General features: G+C 73.0%; 16 protein-coding genes and 2 tRNA genes. 13 read left to right on the top strand and 5 right to left on the bottom strand.

All coding sequences use genetic code 11. The annotated features are described in order from the left end of the window. Nucleotides 1-13: 13 nt before the first annotated feature. Nucleotides 14-745: a class E sortase gene (locus AB0K02_RS03420; protein ID WP_365990625.1), complete on the top strand. Its 732-nt coding sequence runs from the start codon at nucleotides 14-16 to the stop codon at nucleotides 743-745. A gap of 45 nt (nucleotides 746-790) precedes the next feature. Here the strand turns inward: AB0K02_RS03420 and AB0K02_RS03415 are convergent, their stop codons facing one another. Further along, the gene (locus AB0K02_RS03415) at nucleotides 791-1,879 is read right to left on the bottom strand and encodes a substrate-binding domain-containing protein (RefSeq protein ID WP_365990624.1); all 1,089 of its coding nucleotides are present in this window, start codon (nucleotides 1,877-1,879) and stop codon (nucleotides 791-793) included. Nucleotides 1,880-2,145: 266 nt separating this feature from the next. Here AB0K02_RS03415 and AB0K02_RS03410 point away from each other — a divergent pair, with 266 nt between their 5' ends. The 3 genes from AB0K02_RS03410 to AB0K02_RS03400 all read left to right on the top strand — a co-directional run bounded on the left by AB0K02_RS03410 (nucleotide 2,146) and on the right by AB0K02_RS03400 (nucleotide 4,643). Beyond that, the gene (locus AB0K02_RS03410; RefSeq protein ID WP_365990749.1) at nucleotides 2,146-2,463 is read left to right on the top strand and encodes a DUF6412 domain-containing protein; all 318 of its coding nucleotides are present in this window, start codon (nucleotides 2,146-2,148) and stop codon (nucleotides 2,461-2,463) included. Between the two features lie 99 nt (nucleotides 2,464-2,562). After that, nucleotides 2,563-3,303, top strand: coding sequence for a membrane protein insertase YidC (gene yidC / locus AB0K02_RS03405; protein WP_365990623.1), 741 nt, complete (start codon nucleotides 2,563-2,565; stop codon nucleotides 3,301-3,303). 479 nt (nucleotides 3,304-3,782) lie between these two features. Next, nucleotides 3,783-4,643: a fumarylacetoacetate hydrolase family protein gene (locus AB0K02_RS03400; protein ID WP_365990622.1), complete on the top strand. Its 861-nt coding sequence runs from the start codon at nucleotides 3,783-3,785 to the stop codon at nucleotides 4,641-4,643. Nucleotides 4,644-4,834: 191 nt separating this feature from the next. Here the strand turns inward: AB0K02_RS03400 and AB0K02_RS03395 are convergent, their stop codons facing one another. After that, entirely contained in the window at nucleotides 4,835-5,347 is a 513-nt protein-coding gene (locus tag AB0K02_RS03395; RefSeq protein ID WP_365990621.1) for a heme-degrading domain-containing protein, read from the bottom strand. Further along, a complete protein-coding gene (locus AB0K02_RS03390) occupies nucleotides 5,344-6,432 on the bottom strand; it encodes a Gfo/Idh/MocA family oxidoreductase (protein ID WP_365990620.1) in 1,089 nt (362 codons plus the stop codon). The genes AB0K02_RS03395 and AB0K02_RS03390 overlap by 4 nt, the downstream gene beginning before the upstream one ends. A 76-nt stretch (nucleotides 6,433-6,508) precedes the next feature. On the opposite strand from AB0K02_RS03390, the gene AB0K02_RS03385 reads away from it, so the two are divergent. The 5 genes from AB0K02_RS03385 to AB0K02_RS03365 all read left to right on the top strand — a co-directional run bounded on the left by AB0K02_RS03385 (nucleotide 6,509) and on the right by AB0K02_RS03365 (nucleotide 11,015). Continuing rightward, nucleotides 6,509-7,636, top strand: coding sequence for an ROK family transcriptional regulator (locus AB0K02_RS03385; protein ID WP_365990619.1), 1,128 nt, complete (start codon nucleotides 6,509-6,511; stop codon nucleotides 7,634-7,636). A 146-nt stretch (nucleotides 7,637-7,782) separates the two neighbouring features. Continuing rightward, the gene (locus tag AB0K02_RS03380; protein WP_365990618.1) at nucleotides 7,783-8,622 is read left to right on the top strand and encodes a hypothetical protein; all 840 of its coding nucleotides are present in this window, start codon (nucleotides 7,783-7,785) and stop codon (nucleotides 8,620-8,622) included. Nucleotides 8,623-8,872: 250 nt separating this feature from the next. Continuing rightward, nucleotides 8,873-9,652, top strand: a complete 780-nt coding sequence (locus tag AB0K02_RS03375; protein WP_365990617.1) for an HAD-IIA family hydrolase — start codon at nucleotides 8,873-8,875, stop codon at nucleotides 9,650-9,652. 87 nt (nucleotides 9,653-9,739) lie between these two features. Continuing rightward, nucleotides 9,740-10,318 carry a hypothetical protein gene (locus AB0K02_RS03370; protein ID WP_365990616.1) on the top strand — a complete coding sequence of 193 codons (579 nt, stop codon included), beginning with the start codon at nucleotides 9,740-9,742 and terminating at the stop codon, nucleotides 10,316-10,318. A 1-nt stretch (nucleotide 10,319) separates the two neighbouring features. Beyond that, nucleotides 10,320-11,015 carry a class F sortase gene (locus tag AB0K02_RS03365; protein WP_365990615.1) on the top strand — a complete coding sequence of 232 codons (696 nt, stop codon included), beginning with the start codon at nucleotides 10,320-10,322 and terminating at the stop codon, nucleotides 11,013-11,015. Between the two features lie 129 nt (nucleotides 11,016-11,144). Here the strand turns inward: AB0K02_RS03365 and AB0K02_RS03360 are convergent. After that, a tRNA-Lys gene (locus AB0K02_RS03360) sits at nucleotides 11,145-11,218 on the bottom strand. A 197-nt stretch (nucleotides 11,219-11,415) separates the two neighbouring features. Between AB0K02_RS03360 and AB0K02_RS03355 the strand changes: the two genes are divergently transcribed. The 4 genes from AB0K02_RS03355 to AB0K02_RS03340 all read left to right on the top strand — a co-directional run bounded on the left by AB0K02_RS03355 (nucleotide 11,416) and on the right by AB0K02_RS03340 (nucleotide 15,436). Continuing rightward, nucleotides 11,416-12,696 carry a peptidoglycan-binding protein gene (locus AB0K02_RS03355; RefSeq protein WP_365990614.1) on the top strand — a complete coding sequence of 427 codons (1,281 nt, stop codon included), beginning with the start codon at nucleotides 11,416-11,418 and terminating at the stop codon, nucleotides 12,694-12,696. Nucleotides 12,697-12,771: 75 nt separating this feature from the next. After that, on the top strand, nucleotides 12,772-13,968 hold the full coding sequence (locus AB0K02_RS03350) for an SPFH domain-containing protein (RefSeq protein WP_365990613.1): 1,197 nt from the start codon (nucleotides 12,772-12,774) through the stop codon (nucleotides 13,966-13,968). A gap of 135 nt (nucleotides 13,969-14,103) precedes the next feature. Further along, nucleotides 14,104-14,691: a lytic polysaccharide monooxygenase gene (locus AB0K02_RS03345; RefSeq protein ID WP_365990612.1), complete on the top strand. Its 588-nt coding sequence runs from the start codon at nucleotides 14,104-14,106 to the stop codon at nucleotides 14,689-14,691. A 262-nt stretch (nucleotides 14,692-14,953) separates the two neighbouring features. Continuing rightward, a complete protein-coding gene (locus AB0K02_RS03340) occupies nucleotides 14,954-15,436 on the top strand; it encodes a phospholipase (protein WP_365990611.1) in 483 nt (160 codons plus the stop codon). A gap of 48 nt (nucleotides 15,437-15,484) precedes the next feature. Here the strand turns inward: AB0K02_RS03340 and AB0K02_RS03335 are convergent. Beyond that, a tRNA-Lys gene (locus tag AB0K02_RS03335) sits at nucleotides 15,485-15,558 on the bottom strand. Nucleotides 15,559-15,634 lie beyond the last annotated feature (76 nt).

The raw sequence follows: 15,634 nt of genomic DNA, 5'->3' as shown, positions 1-15,634 counted from the left end.
CTACTCTGCGCCCGTGCGGCAGAGGCGCGGGGCAGGACGGCGGCGGGCGCGGGCGGCGCTCGCCCGCGGGCTGTGGGCCGCCGCCGAGGTGACCGTCACGCTCGGAGTCGTCGTCCTCCTCCTCGTCGTCCACCAGCTCTGGTGGACCAACCAGCAGGCCAGGCGGGGTGCGGAGCGCCAGGTCCGGGCCCTGGAGCGGGACTGGGGGCGGGAGGCAGCGGCTTCGGACAGGACTCAGGTGCCGACGCGACGAGGCAGGCAGATATCTCCTGAACCGGACGAAACGCCCCGCTGGGACCGTGCGTACGCCGTCCTTCGCATCCCCCGCCTCGGCGTCGTCGCCCCCGTCGCGCAGGGCATCGGCAGAAGCGATGTTCTCGACAAGGGGTACATCGGGCACTATCCGGGCACGGCGCGGCCCGGTCGGGCCGGGAACTTCGCCGTCGCCGGGCACCGCAACACCCACGGCGAGCCCTTCCGGTACATCGACCGGCTGCGCTCCGGTGACATGGTGCGGGTCGAGACCCGCGAGGGGATCTTCGACTACGCGGTGGACCGCAGGCTCGCTCGGACGACGCCCCGCGACACCGGCGTCATCGCGCCGGTGCCGCGCAGCCTCGTGCGGCCCTCCGCCGGTTACGGCGAGCCCGGCCACTACCTCACGATGACGACCTGCACCCCCGAGTTCAGCTCCCGCTACCGACTGGTGGTCTGGGCGAAGCTGACCTCCGTGCGGCCCCGTTGACCGGCGTGGGGCAGGTTCAGGCGCCCGTCCCGGTCGGGTCGCCGGTCAGCCGATGGCCAGCTTCGCGCACGCGGCCGCGTACGTCGGGGTGCAGATCTCCTCGGCCGTGAAGATGCCGTCCCTGATGACCGTCTCCTCGATGTTGGCCTGGGTCAGGGCGATGACCGGGACCAGGACGGAGGGGATGTCCTTGGTGGTCGGGCTGTCCACGTGCGTCTGGGCGACGGTGTGAAGCGACTCGCCCTTCGCGAGCGCCACCGCCATCTCGGCCGCGGCGGCGGCCTCCGGCGCGTACGGCTTGTAGACGCTCATGTGCTGCTCGCCCGCGACGATGCGCTGTACGGCGGCGAGTTCGGCATCCTGGCCGGTGACCGGCGGGAGCTTGGTGACGCCCGCGGCCTTGAGGGCGGCGATGACGCCGCCCGCCATGCCGTCGTTCGCGGAGTAGACGCCGTCGATGGCGTGGGGGCCGAGTTCCTCGATCGCGGCCTTCATGTTGGCCTCGGCGTTCTCCGGCTTCCACTCCTCGGTGTCGTACTCCTTGCCGATCGTGACCTTGCCGTCGAGTTCGGCGTGGGCGCCCTTCTTGAACAGCGCGGCGTTCGGGTCCGTGAGGGCGCCGTTCACCATGACGATCCGGCGGTTCTCGGCCTTGTTGCCGAGCGCCTTCAGCAGGGCCTTGCCCTGGACGTGGCCGACCTCTTCGTTGTCGAACGAGGTGTAGGCGTCGATCGGGCCCTCGGCGAGGCGGTCGAAGGCGACCACCGGGATGCCGGCCTTCTCGGCCTTCTCGACGCTGCCGGCTATGGCCTTGGCGTCGACGGCGTCCAGGATCAGCACGTCGACCTCGTCCTCGATCATGTTCTGGACCTGGAGGGCCTGGAGCGCGGCGTCCTGGTTGGCGTTGGCGTAGACGACCTTGCCCTCGCCGATCGTCAGCCTGTCGACCTTGTCCTCGATGACCGGCCGGTCGAACTTCTCGTAGCGCGCCGCGGCCCTGTCCGGGAGAAGCAGACCCACGACGATGTCGTTGCTGATCACGCCGGTGTGCTCCTCGCTGCCGCAGCCGGCCAGCGAGAAGGCGAGGACAGAGGCTGAAGCGGCCGCCACGGCACTACGCGCACTTCTGTTCATTTGTGGAAACCAACCTCCAGGACAGGCCGCCTATTTTCGGCCGAGGTGGCGCAAAGCCAACTCTCTGTCACTGCTGGGCGTCAAGAGCCGCACACGTAACGTGATGGCAACGGTGTTGCGTGTTGAACTAGTGGCCGAGGCGGGGTGAAAGCGCTGTCCGCCGGTTTTCCCGAGCACTTGGGAACCCGACGGCTCCGCCACTCGTGTACATGGACGGAAGAGCCGGACGTCACGAACGGGAGGAAGGGGGACGCGTGTCCGCTCGCATGACAAGCGTGTTCCGTCCCGCCGTGCTCCTGCTGTTCCTCCTCGTCGAGGTCGTCGTCGAGGCCGTTCTCGTCGACGGCGCCGGTCTCACCGCCGCCGTCGCGCTCGCCGCGACCGCCACCGCGGCGGCCGGTTCCGCACTCGTCGTCTGTGCCGTCATCAGCGCCCGCTGCGTGCCCGCCGTGCCGCGCACCCGGGTGCGCACGGCGATCCGCGACCGCGAGCAGCGCACCGCCTTCCTCCCGCAGCGCGACCCCGACGCCCGGGGCCGTACGCGCCCCCGCGCCCCCGGCCGCCGCCTCCCGGCGGCCGTGTAGCGACAGCAGATCCCCGCGAGGTCCCTCCACGGGCCGTCATGCCGCCATGCCCGCATGACCCGATCCCCGGCACGACACCACCCCCGGAGGGGCCCACCCATGTCCGTATTCGCCGATCTCGTCGAGCGCCTCGCCGACCTGCTCCACCCGCTGTTCGCCGCCTCGGCCACCGCCGCCGCCATCGTCGTCTTCACCGCGCTCGTGCGGCTCGCCATTCATCCGCTGTCCCGCTCGGCCGCCCGCGGTCAAAAGGCCCGCGCCCGGCTCGCGCCGCAGCTCGCCGAGCTGCGGGAGAAGCACGGGAGCGACCGGGACCGGCTGGTGGCGGCCGCGACGGAGCTCTACGCGCGGCAGAAGGTGTCGCCGTTCTCCGGCTTCCTGCCGTCCCTGCTCCAACTGCCGGCGTTCTTCCTCATGTACCGCCTGTTCTCCGGCGCGCGGATCGGCGGCGAGCCGAACGGGCTGCTCGACCACACCCTCGTCGCCGCCCCGCTCGGCGGGCGCTGGACGGACGCGCTGGCGGACGGCGGCGTGCTCGGCGGTGCCGGGCTCGTGTACCTGGCCCTCTTCGGGATCGTCGCCGCCGTGGCGACGTTCAGCTACCGGCACACCAAGTGTCAGATGGCGGCGGCGCCCGCGGCGGTGGGGGAGCAGGTGCCGGGCATGGGCGTGATGTTCAAGATCGTGCCGCTGATGTCGTTCGCCACGCTGATCACCGTCGCCGTCGTGCCGCTCGCGGCCGCGCTGTACGTCGTCACCAGCACCACGTGGTCCGCGGCCGAGCGCGTGTTCCTGTACCGGGACGTGCCGAGCGCCGGGGCGCCGGCTTCAGTGGTGTAGCAGGCGGTCGAGCCTGTCCCGGCGAGGCCCGGCAGGACGGGGCCCGGTGACGAGGCCTGTCACGGCGACGCCCGGCACGACGGGGCCCGGTGACTGGCGCCTGTCACGGCGACGACCGCCGGGCGACCGCCGTGCCTGGGCCGAGCACGACCGCGCCCGAGCCCGTGCTCCGCAGCTGGTGGGAACGCTCTCGCCGCGGCCCCGCTCCTCGGCGGGGCCGAGCACGACCGCGCCCGCACCGCCGAATGCTGGATGTGCGGCACCGGTGAAAGAGACCGCCGCGCGCCGCGTCTCCCCCCAGCCGCGTCGTCCGGCTCCCGTTCGTGCGCCGGCTACCGACTCGTAAGGGTCCAGGTTGTGAACACGGTCTTGCGGGGTGGTCAGATGTCTTGGAGGATCAGCCAACCCTTTGATCCTCCGACGGCCGCACCTGTCGGGCCGGGTCGGCACTCGACGCACTCGACCAGGGGAGACAAACCATGAAGTTGCTGCGTGTCGGTACGGCGGGCGCCGAGCGCCCCGCCCTGCTCGACGAGGACGGGGTGACCCTGCGCGACCTGTCCGGCCTCGTCGCGGACATCGACGGCCCGCTGCTCGCGGACGCCGCCGCCCTCGACCGGATCCGGGCCGCGGCCGAAGCCGGTGACCTGCCCGTACTCGACGCCGCCGGGCTCCGGATCGGTCCGCCGCTGGCCCGTGTCGGCAAGGTCGTGTGCATCGGGCTGAACTACCACGACCACGCCGCCGAGACCGGCGCCGAGCCGCCGGCCGAGCCCGTCGTCTTCCTCAAGGCGGCGGACACGGTCGTCGGCCCGGACGACACCGTGCTCGTACCGCGCGGCAGCCGCAAGACCGACTGGGAGGTCGAGCTCGCGGTGGTGATCGGACGTACGGCGCGCTACATCGCCGACGACGAGGACCCGCTGTCGTACGTCGCCGGGTACGCGGTCGCCCACGACGTCTCCGAGCGCGAGTTCCAGATCGAGCGCGGCGGCACCTGGGACAAGGGCAAGAACTGCGAGACGTTCAACCCGCTCGGGCCCTGGCTCGTGACCGCCGAGGAGGTGGCCGACCCGCAGGCGCTGCGGCTCAGGCTCTGGGTGAACGGCGAGCTCAAGCAGGACGGCACCACCGCCGACCAGATCTTCCCGGTGGCCGATGTCGTCCGCTACCTCAGCCGGTTCATGACCCTGTACCCGGGCGACGTCGTCAACACCGGTACGCCGGCGGGCGTCGCGCTCGGGCAGCCGGAGCCCAAGCCGTTCCTGCGCGCCGGCGACGTGGTGGAGCTGGAGATCGAGGGGCTCGGACGGCAGCGCCAGGAGCTCAAGGACGCGTAGCGGCCGAGCGGGCCGGCGGCACGGTGAGCGACCCCGGCCCGAGCGGGCCGGCGGCACGGTGAGCGACCCCGGCCCGATGCGGCCGGGGCATGGTCCGGCGGCACGGTGAGCGCTGCCTGCCCGGTTGCGGCCGGGGCATGGGTGAGCGCTGCTCGCGCTGCCGGGACGGAGGGCGCGGGCGGTGCGGCGGGTCAGGAAGGCGGCCCGGCCGTACCGCTCGAACCGTCGGCGTGCGCGGCGAACCGCTCCAGCGCCTCGACCACCATCGCGTGGTCCTCGGCCTGCGGCAGGCCGGAGACCGTGACCGTGCCGACGACGCCGGCCCCCTCGATCGTGATCGGGAAGGAGCCGCCGTGTGCCGCGTACACGTCCGGGTCCAGACGCGAGGACTCCTCGAACGTCGTGCCCTTGGCGCGGTGCCGTGCCCCCACGAGGTACGAGCTCTCGCCGTAGCGCTCGACGACACGGCGCTTGCGGTCGATCCACGCGTCGTTGTCGGCGCTGGAGCCCGGCAGGGCGCAGTGGAACAGCTGCTGGGCGCCGCGCCGGATGTCGATCGCGACGGGCGCGCCGCGCAGGTGCGCCATCTCGACGAGCAGGCTGCCCAGCTTCCAGGCGTCGTCGTGCGTGAAGTGGTGCAGCGTCAGCCGCCGTTCCTGCTCGACGATCTCGTCGACGGTGAGGTGCTGGCGGGGAGTGCTCATGCGGTGATCTCCACGGTGACGCCGTCGCGGGCGGAGCGGCGGGCGGCTTCCAGGACGTCAAGGGCGGCGGCCGCCTCGAGCGCGGTCACCGGCGGGGCGGTCTTGTCGCGCACCGCGGCGGCGACGGCCGCGTAGTAGGCGGGGTAGTCGCCCGGCAGGGTCTCGACCGGGGCGCCTCCGCCCGTGACCGGGGACTCACCGGCGCCGATGCGGCCCCACAGCGCCTCCGGCTCCACGCCCCAGGGCTCGCCGCCGCCCGGCAGCCTGCCCTCGCGCAGGTCGGCCTCCTGCGGGTCCAGCCCGTACTTCACGTACCCGGCCTTCGAGCCGAGAACCCGGAAACGGGGACCGAGCTGGGCGGTGGTCGCGCTCATGTACAGGTGCGAGCGGACGCCGCCCTCGTGCGTGATCGCGATGAAGGTGTCGTCGTCGGCCGCGGCACCGGGGCGGCGCACATCGGACTCCGCGTACACCCGCGCGGCGGGGCCGAACAGGGTCAGCGCCTGGTCGACGACGTGGCTGCCCAGGTCGTACAGCAGGCCGCCGATCTCGGCCGGGTCGCCCGACTCGCGCCAGCCGCCCTTGAGCCGCGGGCGCCAGCGTTCGAAACGGGACTCGAACCGCTGGACGTCGCCGAGCTCGCCGCCGGCGACGAGGCGGCGGAGGGTGAGGAAGTCGTTGTCCCAGCGGCGGTTCTGGAAGACCGAGAGCATCAGGCCGCGGTCGTCGGCGAGGGCCGCCAGCGCGCGCGCCTCCGCGGCGGTGCCGGCGACCGGCTTGTCCACGACCACGGCGAGACCGGCCTCCAGGGCGGCGGTCGCGATCGGGACGTGCGTCTTGTTCGGCGAGGCGACGACGACGAGGTCCAGCTCGTCCGCCCGCTCCCACAGCTCGTCGGGGGCCGCCGCGAAGCGCACCCCGTCACCGAGTGCGGCGCGGGCCTGAGCCCGGCGCTCCTCGCTGGAGGTGACGACCGTGTCGATGACGAGGCCGTCGGTGGTGGCGATCAGTGGGGCGTGGAAGACGGAGCCCGCCAGGCCGTAGCCCACGAGTCCGACGCGGAGGGGGGAGCCGGATCCAGTCATGGCTCCACTTAAGCAACGCTGTTGCCAAAGTGCAACCGCTGCGGAGAATGGGAGGGTGACGAGGGCGGAGGCGGAAATGAAACGAGGCGACGGCGCCGATGTGAGGGGCGGCGGGGCCGGAGTGAACCTTCCCGCTCTGCGCAGCCACAACGCGGCGCTGGTGCTCGACCTGCTGCGCACGGCCGGAGAGGCCGGCATCAGCCGCATCGAGCTCGCCGAGGGCACCGGTCTGACCCCGCAGGCCGTCAGCAAGATCGTCGGGCGTCTGCGCGAGGAGGGCCTGGCCGCGGAGGCCGGCCGCCGCGCCTCCACGGGCGGCAAGCCGCGCACGGTGCTGCGGCTGCTGCCGGCGGCGGGCCACGCGGTGGGCCTGCACCTGGACCGCGACGAGCTGACGGCGGTCCTGCTGGACCTGTCGGGCGCGCGTGTGGCGACCCGCACGAGCCCCCTGGACCTGGGCGCGGGCGCCGACGCGGTGCTGGCGGGGGCCGCCGGGGAGGTACGGGAGCTGATCGACGGGGCGGGGGGCCGCGGCGGGCCCCGGGTGCTCGGCGTCGGCGTGGCCATGCCCGGGCCGCTCGACCACGCCACCGGAGTGCCGCACCGCGTCACCGGCTTCCCCGAGTGGGACGGCTACCCGCTGCGCGACGAGCTCGCCGCGCGGCTGCGGCTGCCCGTGGTCCTCGACAAGGACACCAACGCCGCCGCCCTCGGCCTTGCGCTGCGCGGCCCCGGCGACTCCTTCGCCTACCTCCACCTCGGTACGGGACTCGGCGCAGGACTCGTGCTCGGCGGCGAGCTCTACCGGGGCGCGCGGACGGGTGCGGGGGAGTTCGGGCACCAGGTCGTCCAGCTCGACGGGCCTCGATGCGGCTGCGGCAACCGCGGCTGCGTCGAGGCGCTGTGCCTGGCCGCCGTCGCCCGCGGCGACATCGCGGGCGCGGCGCGGGTGCTCGGCGTCGGCGCCGCCAACCTGGTCGAACTGCTCGACATCGACCGGGTGGTGCTCGGGGGCCGGGTGGTGGACGCGGCGGAAGGGGAGTTCGTCCGCGGGGTGGGCGCGGTGCTCGCGGCGCGCAGCCGGGTGCCGGTGACGACGGCGGGCGGTGGGGGGCGCACGGTCGCGGAGGGGGCGGCGCAGCTGGTGCTGGCTCCGGTGTTCGGCCGGGCGCGGGCGGCCTTCGCGGCCAACGAGGGTGAATGAGAAAGCGCTGACGGGAGGGGTACGGGGCCGCTGTTCGGCGGTACGCGACCGTACAGGGCGGGCCGACGCGGGCCACGATTGGCAGAGCCCACGCCACGACGCGGGCCTCCCCCCCCCGGCGGTACGCGAGCAAGCAAAGGCCCCAAATGCGACTGCGCAACGCCCTCGCCCTCACAGCCGCGACAGCGGCGCTGACGGCCGTGTCCCCCGCGACGGCCCTCGCCGCGCCCGCCGCCCACCATGCGGCGAAGACCGCTCCGGCGGCCGCTGTACGGAGCGTGCCCCGTGCCGAGGACGCCGACCGTGTCGGCGGCGCGTCCGTGGGGGAGGACCGGTCCGGGGAGCGGCCCGCCGACCAGCAGCCCACCTGTGGCAAGGCCGCCGACCCCGACTTCCCCATCCGGACCCGGATCCACGGCGGCCCGCGCACCGTCCACCCCGGGGGCGGATTCCAGAGCGTGAAGCTCGATCTCACCAACACCACCCGGGAGTTGTGCCACCGCATCCACCCCGTGGTCATCCTCACCGGCCGAGGCCCCGGCCTGACCGCCGACAAGGTCGACGTCCAGTTCCGCGACGAGGACGCCGGACGCTGGCGGCCCGTCGCGTTGGAGCGCACCAGCCAGGACGAGATCGTCGGCGCCTTCGACGACGGCTTCCGCGGCTTCGTCGTACCGGCCGGGAAGACCGTGACCGTCAAGGTCCGCCTCGCGCTCGCCGCCGACACCGCGCCCAACACCGTCACCGTGAACGCCGCGGTCGTCCAGCGCAAGGGCAACGACGGCGACTGGGTCGGCGCGTCCGGCGACTACCGCTTCGACGTCAAGGAGGCCCCCGAGGGCTCGGCCCTCGCCCGCTCCCTCGACGAGCTCGCCACCACCGGCTCCCGGACCGCCGTCCGGGTCGCCGCAGCGGGCGCGGTCATCGCGCTCGGCACCGGGCTGCTACTGCTGATGTCGCGCCGCTTGTGGGCTCGCCGACGCTGACCGTCCACGTGACGAGCTCTCGCGCCAGACGGTCCGTCAGGCGCTGCGCGAGCTGCTGCCGAAGGGCGCGCCTGCGTCGGCAGGGCCGCGGCTGCGGCCCAGCCCGTGAGCTTCCGCTTCCGCTGCGCCGGTTCCAGAGCCGGTGATCGACGGGGTCAGGATCGAGGCTTCCTGATTAGGCTGTGGGGCGTCGCCACAGTGCTGTCGCGGCGCCCCCAGCACGCACGTTTGCACGGCAGGAGTCCGCCACATGGCAGAGCGCAAGCCGATCGAGTCCTGGCTCACCGACATGGACGGTGTCCTCATCCACGAGGGCGTACCGATCCCGGGCGCGGACGCCTTCATCAAGAAGCTGCGGGAGACCGGGAAGCCGTTCCTGGTGCTCACCAACAACTCCATCTACACGGCGCGCGACCTGCACGCCCGGCTCGCCCGTATGGGCCTCGACGTACCGGTCGAGAACATCTGGACCTCGGCGCTCGCCACCGCACGGTTCCTCGACGACCAGCGCCCCGGCGGCACCGCGTACGTCATCGGCGAGGCGGGCCTGACCACGGCGCTGCACGACATCGGCTACGTGCTCACCGACCACGAGCCGGACTACGTCGTGCTCGGCGAGACGCGCACGTACAGCTTCGAGTCGCTGACGAAGGCGATCCGGCTGATCAACGCGGGCGCCCGGTTCATCTGCACCAACCCGGACAACACCGGGCCCTCCACCGAGGGTCCGCTCCCGGCGACCGGCTCGGTGGCCGCGCTGATCACCAAGGCGACCGGCAAGGAGCCGTACTTCGCGGGCAAGCCCAACCCGCTGATGATGCGGACCGGGCTCAACGCGATCGGCGCGCACTCCGAGACCAGTGCCATGATCGGCGATCGTATGGACACCGACGTCCTCGCGGGTCTGGAGGCCGGCATGGAGACGTTCCTGGTCCTCACCGGGTCCACGACGCCCGCCCTGGTGGAGCAGTACCCGTTCCGGCCGTCGAAGGTCGTCGACTCGATCGCCGACCTGGTGGATCGCGTCTAGGTCAGGGCCCCGTCGCGGACGCGGCGGCCCCCTCTGCGGATGCGGGATCGGCCCGCTCGCGTGAACCTGGCTGTCAGGAGGTTCACGATGCGTGCAGGTTCGATTGCTCTCCGTTCCGCCGGGGTGGCCGCCGCGCTGATCCTGGCCCCCGCCACCGCGGCCGTCGCGGACGACTCCGCCAAAGCGATCCTCACCCCCGCCACGACGGCGCCCGGAGGGAAGGTCGGCATCAGCGCCACCGGCTGCGCGCGCTCGACCGCCACCGCGAGATCCGAGGTCTTCGTGACGGACGCGGAGCTGACGGCACGGCGCGGGTCCCGTGGCCTGACCGGTGAGGCGAGCGTGCGGCCGGATGTCCGGCCCGGCGCCTACGACGTCCGCGTCCGCTGCGACGGCCGCGAGTATCCCTCCTCCGGCCGCCTCGAAGTCGCCGGCCGGCTGCCGGACACCGCCGAGCCGGTGAAAGCAGCGCACGCGTCCCCCGTGGCGCCCGTCCGCGCGGGCGGCGGCGGGACGATGGCGATCGCGGCGCCCGTCGCCGCCGTCGACACCGAGGACGCCGGCCCCAGCGCCACCCAGACGGTGATCGGTCTCGTGCTCGCGGGCATCGCCGCCGTCGTCGTCGCCGTCCGCTCCGTACGCCGCCGTCGTACGGACTCCGACTGAGATGTCCGGCACCAGGCCGCGCGCACGGCGGGACGTCCGAGGCTCGGGCACGGTCCGGGCGGTCGTCGGCGTGCTGTGGGCGTTCCTCGTGCTCGTCCTGTGGCTGTGGGGCGGCGGGGCTCCCGGGGGAGCGGTCGGCAGGTCGGCGCTCACCACGGGGGACATGGCGGCGGTCGGCCGTCCGCCCGGTGTCCCGATGCCCCCCGCGCACCCCCCGCTCGACGCCGCCGAACCCCGCCGCGTCGACATGCCCGCTCTCGGCCTGTCCGCGCCCGTCGTCGTGCGCGGCCTCGACGAGCGGGGCGCCGTCGCCCCGCCGTCCTTCGAGACGCCGGACACCGTGGGCTGGTACGGCGGGGGCGCGCGGCCCGGCGAGCGGGGCGCGGCGCTGCTCGTGGGTCATGTGGACACCGAGACGCGGCCCGCCGTCTTCTACGACCTGAGCGCGGCGAGGCCCGGCGAGCGGATCCACGTGACGGGTGCGGACGGCAGGATCGCCGAGTTCACCGTGGACGACGTGCGGGTCTTCGGCAGCGAGCGGTTCGACGCGCGCGCGGTCTACGGGGCCCGCGAGGAGGGGCGGGCCGAACTGCGCCTGATCACCTGCGGCGGCGCCTTCGACCGGGCGACCGGCAGCTACACGGCCAACGTCGTCGTCTCCGCGTACCTGACGGGCACGCGGTCTCCGCGTCTCTGACGGCACGCGCCGACGACGCGACAGGCCCCCGGCGTCACCCGCCGGGGGCCGGCGGTCACGCGGTCGCACCCGCTCCCGAGCGGGAAAGCACGAGGCCCTCGTCCGTCGGACGAGGGCCTCGTGTGCCGGTGCGCCGCCAGGGACTCGAACCCCGGACCCGCTGATTAAGAGTCAGCTGCTCTAACCAACTGAGCTAGCGGCGCCTGCTGACCTGGAGAACTCTACCCGACTCCTGGGAGTGCTCCGTGCCGTCGCACTCGCGTTCCACCGCCGCGCCCGGCCTGTCGGATCATCGCTTTTACCCTTCTATCGGTCAAAATGCATCAAGTAAGGACATTTAGCGGGGCCCGTGAGGCGCCGTCAGAAGATCTCGCCGACTGCAGCTGCGGAGGGGACGCGTATGACCGTGCCGGTCTTCGAGGAGTACGAGCCCGCCGGTGACTGCGACTGCGCCGGATGCGCTTGGCGGGGGACGGTGCTCGCCGACGGAGCACGCCCGTCCGCCCACCGCCGGCGCTGCGCACTGGTGCTGGTCACCGCCGCCGCGATGGTCCTCGGCGGAGCGGGGACGGCGGCGGCCGACGCCCCCGCGTCCCCGCGGCCCGCGCCCGCACCTGCCTCGGACCCCGGGCCGTCGACCGAGCAGGGGGGCACGAGCCCCCTGTACGGGCCGTCGGGCAAGCCCCCTCAGGGGCAGTCCCGCCTGCGGGCGTCGACCCGGGCGCAGATCATCAACCGCGCCAAGAAGTGGGTCGGCGCGAAGGTGCCGTACAGCATGTCGAAGTACTGGTCGGACGGCTACCGCCAGGACTGCTCCGGCTATGTGTCCATGGCCTGGAACCTGGGGAGCAACGAGTGGACGGGCAGCCTCGCCGAGTTCGGCGACCGCATCCTCCGCGACGACCTGCAGCCCGGCGACATCCTGCTCTTCCACAACCCCAAGAACCCCACCAAGGGTTCGCACGTCACGATCTTCGGCGGCTGGACCGACTACACGCACTCCTACTACGTCGCGTACGAGCAGACCAAGCCGCACACCCGCAAGCAGGCCACTCCCATGGCCTACTGGAACAACTCCGCGAGCTATGTCGCCTACCGCTACAAGGGCGTCGTCGCCTCGGCGAGGACCGCGGGCTCGAAGAGCCCGGCCGCGCCCTACCCGGGTGATGCCTCCTTCGGCCCCGGCGCCGTCAACCGGTACGTCACCGAGCTCGGGAAGATGCTGATGGCGCGCGGAGCCGAGCACTTCTACGCCGACGGCCCGGGACCGCACTGGTCCGACGCGGACCGGCGTGCCACCGAGGCGTTCCAGCGGGCCCAGGGCTGGCGGGGCGCCGAGGCGAACGGACTGCCCGGGCCCCACACCTGGCGGCTGCTGGCGAAGGCGCGGGGCAAGGACATCCCGGCCGCGGCGACCGGCGGCTCCAGGGCACGGCCGCCCGCCTTCCCCGGGCGCGACCACTTCCGCCCCGGCCGGTCCAGCGACCACATCAGCCGGCTCGGCGGCCAACTCGTCCGGCGCGGCTACGGCAGGCACGACACCTCGGGCCCCTCGCCGCGCTGGAGCGAGGCCCACCGGCTGGGCGTCCAGGCGTTCCAGCGCGCCCAGGGCTGGCGGGGCGCCGAGGCGGACGGCTACCCGGGCCCCGAGACCTGGCGGCGGCTCTTCGCCGCAGGCTGACCGGGCGGGCCGGTCCCGCCCCCGACGCGTCACGAGTACGAGCTGACACGAGCAACGAGCGAAAGCCGAGGCGGCATGAACAGCACGATGTCGGAGCCGGAGGGCACGGTCCCGTCCGACGGCCAGCGGCGCAGCCCCGTCATCGCGGGCGAGACGACGACCGAGATCCCGGTGCACCTGCTCTTCCGGGACGACAAGAGGCCGCTCGCGCTGCCCCCGGGTCTCAGACCCGCCGTCGTCTCGCGGCGGCAGGGCACCGGCGAGCAGCCGAAGATCGGCCGCTCCACCCCGCCGCCGGCACCGGCGACGCCGGCGGCTCCCGAAGTGTCCGTGCCGCCCGTCGACCCGTCCCTGGCCGAGCGTCCCGGACCCGTGCTGCCCGGCTGGACCGGGCTCGTCGCCGGGACCTTCTCGCTCGCCGGGATCGGCGCGGTGCTGTGGGGGACGGGGGCCGTGCCGGATGTGGTCGCGGCCCTGTTCGGGGTGACCCCGCCGCCGTACCGGGGCATCGGCATCGGCCTGTGGTGCCTGCTCGCGCTCGGTGTCCTGCTCGCGCTGTTCGGGCTCGGCGGACTCGGCCGAGGGATCGTCGGCCATGCCTGGGTCCTCACCCTCTGCGGCGACTACCGGGGCAGCGTGCGCCGTACGGGACTGGTGTGGATGAGCCCGCTGGTGCTGCGCCGCCGCGTCGACGTACGGCTGCGGCACTGGCGCAGCGAGCCGATGCCCGTCCACGACGCCGAGGGCACGGCACTGCGGGTGGTGGTGCTGGTCGTGTGGCGCGTCAAGGACGCCGCGCGGGCGGTCCTCGGCGTCGAGGACCACGAGGCGTTCCTCAGGGAGCAGGTCGAGTCGGCCACCGCCCGGGTGCTCTCGCAGCTGCCCGCCGACGCTCCCTCCGTCCTCGACGTGGGGACGCCCATCGGGGAGGCCGTCCCCACGCTGCGCGACACGGAGAAGGTGGGGGCCACGCTGACGAAGGCTCTCGCGGCCGAGTGCGCCCCGGTGGGCATCGAGATCTTCACGGCCCAGCCGACGGTGATCGACTACGCGCCGGAGGTGGCGGACGCCATGCAGCGCCGCCGGATCGCGGTGCTCGACGCACGCCACCGCGACACCGTCCTCACCTCGGTGGTCGACGCGGTGGAGGACACGGTGGGCCGGCTCACCGGCCGGGGGCTCATCGAGCCGGACGACTACGAGCGCAAGGCACTGGTGAAGGACCTGACCGTTGCCTTCTACACGGGCCGGGCCCAGGGCGCGGACGGCTGACACGCGCTCTTGTGATTGGTCTGGACATGATGAACTCCCGTCCATACATTGGAACTTGGTCTAGACCGGAATAGGTACTACCGCACGCGTGCCGCACATCCCACGGAACTCCCCCACGTTCTTCCTGGAGCCAGCATGCGAAAGAAGACAGGTGCGGCCGTGGTCGGCCTCGCCGTGGCGGGCGCCACCCTGCTCGCCACCGGCAGCGCCAGCAGCCACGGCTACACCGACTCACCCATCAGCCGCCAGAAGCTCTGTGCCAACGGCACCGTGAGCAACTGCGGTCCCATCCAGTGGGAACCGCAGAGTGTCGAGGGCCCCAAGGGATTCCCCGCCGCCGGTCCCGCCGACGGCAGGATCTGCTCGGCGGGTCTGTCGCAGTTCGCCCAGCTCGACGACCCGCGGGGCGGCGCCTGGCCCACGACCAGGGTCGGATCCGGCCAGAACTACACCTTCCGGTGGCAGTTCACCGCCAGGCACCGCACCACCGACTTCAAGTACTTCATCACCAAGGCCGGCTGGAACCCCAGCCAGCCGCTGACCCGGGCCGCCCTCGAGTCCCAGCCCTTCCTGACCGTGCCCTACGGCGGTCAGCAGCCGCCGGCGACGCTCACCCACTCCGGCAACCTGCCCCAGCGCAGTGGACGCCATCTGATCCTCGCGGTGTGGACCGTCCACGACACGGCCAACGCGTTCTACGCCTGCTCCGACGTCCAGTTCTGAGCGCCGGACGCCACCGGGCGCTCCGTCACGGGGGCAGGGCAGGCCCTGCCCCCGTACTGCGGACCGCCGACAGCGAGAGTCCGCCCGGGCCGCGCCCCGTCCCTTTCCCGAACCGTCCTCGTGTGACGGCGCGTCGGGAGAAGTTCACCCTTTCGATCGGCGTGTACACGCTGTGCGGGACGCGCGTCGGGCGGGAGTCTGTATCCGCCGTGGACAGGCCACGTGCGTGCACCAACTCCCGCTCTGCGTCCGGAGGTTCTGCATGCGTCGCCGACTCGCCCTTTCTCTCGCAGCCACCGCTCTCGCGGTGCCCGCCGCGCTCCTGCCCGCATCCGCCGCGGCGGCCGTGCCGGCGGACAAGCCCCAGGTCCTCAGTTCCTGGACGCAGACCAGTGTCACCAGCTACAACGCCTGGTCGGCCGCCCGGGCGAACCAGAGCGTCTGGAGCGCCTACGGATTCAACTGGTCCACGGACTACTGCTCCGTGTCCCCGGACAACCCGCTCGGTTTCCCGTTCGGGACGGCCTGCGCCCGCCATGACTTCGGCTACCGCAACTACAAGGCGGCCGGCACGTTCGCGGCCAACAGGACGCGGCTCGACTCGGCGTTCTACGCGGACATGAGGCGGGTGTGCGCCCGGTACTCGGGCGCGACCCGCACCTCGTGCCGTTCGACCGCCTGGACGTACTACCACGCGGTGGCCGTCTTCGGTGTGGCGGCGTCGGCCGCCGCCACCGTGACCTGAACATGCCGAAGGACCCCTCGCCTGGGGCGAGGGGTCCTTCGCTGTGGGTGCGCCGCCAGGGACTCGAACCCCGGACCCGCTGATTAAGAGTCAGCTGCTCTAACCAACTGAGCTAGCGGCGCCTCTTTGCCTGCCGCTCGGAGCGGCTGACTCATTAATAGTACCTGGTCCCCGGGGGTGCTCCTGACCACCCGGGGC

Origin of the sequence: Streptomyces sp. NPDC049597 (genome assembly GCF_040675505.1) — a bacterium.
Classification (GTDB): Bacteria; Actinomycetota; Actinomycetes; order Streptomycetales; family Streptomycetaceae; genus Streptomyces.
This window is presented reverse-complemented; position numbering and strand designations above follow the sequence as displayed.

Excerpts from the sequence above, each read along its gene's own strand:
- AB0K02_RS03415 (WP_365990624.1), bottom strand. The coding sequence starts at position 1,879 with ATGAACAGAAGTGCGCGTAGTGCCGTGGCGGCCGCTTCAGCCTCTGTC.
- AB0K02_RS03410 (WP_365990749.1), top strand. The coding sequence starts at position 2,146 with ATGACAAGCGTGTTCCGTCCCGCCGTGCTCCTGCTGTTCCTCCTCGTC.
- yidC (WP_365990623.1), top strand. The coding sequence starts at position 2,563 with ATGTCCGTATTCGCCGATCTCGTCGAGCGCCTCGCCGACCTGCTCCAC.
- AB0K02_RS03400 (WP_365990622.1), top strand. The coding sequence starts at position 3,783 with ATGAAGTTGCTGCGTGTCGGTACGGCGGGCGCCGAGCGCCCCGCCCTG.
- AB0K02_RS03395 (WP_365990621.1), bottom strand. The coding sequence starts at position 5,347 with ATGAGCACTCCCCGCCAGCACCTCACCGTCGACGAGATCGTCGAGCAG.
- AB0K02_RS03390 (WP_365990620.1), bottom strand. The coding sequence starts at position 6,432 with ATGACTGGATCCGGCTCCCCCCTCCGCGTCGGACTCGTGGGCTACGGC.
- AB0K02_RS03385 (WP_365990619.1), top strand. The coding sequence starts at position 6,509 with ATGAAACGAGGCGACGGCGCCGATGTGAGGGGCGGCGGGGCCGGAGTG.
- AB0K02_RS03380 (WP_365990618.1), top strand. The coding sequence starts at position 7,783 with ATGCGACTGCGCAACGCCCTCGCCCTCACAGCCGCGACAGCGGCGCTG.
- AB0K02_RS03375 (WP_365990617.1), top strand. The coding sequence starts at position 8,873 with ATGGCAGAGCGCAAGCCGATCGAGTCCTGGCTCACCGACATGGACGGT.
- AB0K02_RS03370 (WP_365990616.1), top strand. The coding sequence starts at position 9,740 with ATGCGTGCAGGTTCGATTGCTCTCCGTTCCGCCGGGGTGGCCGCCGCG.
- AB0K02_RS03365 (WP_365990615.1), top strand. The coding sequence starts at position 10,320 with ATGTCCGGCACCAGGCCGCGCGCACGGCGGGACGTCCGAGGCTCGGGC.
- AB0K02_RS03355 (WP_365990614.1), top strand. The coding sequence starts at position 11,416 with ATGACCGTGCCGGTCTTCGAGGAGTACGAGCCCGCCGGTGACTGCGAC.
- AB0K02_RS03350 (WP_365990613.1), top strand. The coding sequence starts at position 12,772 with ATGAACAGCACGATGTCGGAGCCGGAGGGCACGGTCCCGTCCGACGGC.
- AB0K02_RS03345 (WP_365990612.1), top strand. The coding sequence starts at position 14,104 with ATGCGAAAGAAGACAGGTGCGGCCGTGGTCGGCCTCGCCGTGGCGGGC.
- AB0K02_RS03340 (WP_365990611.1), top strand. The coding sequence starts at position 14,954 with ATGCGTCGCCGACTCGCCCTTTCTCTCGCAGCCACCGCTCTCGCGGTG.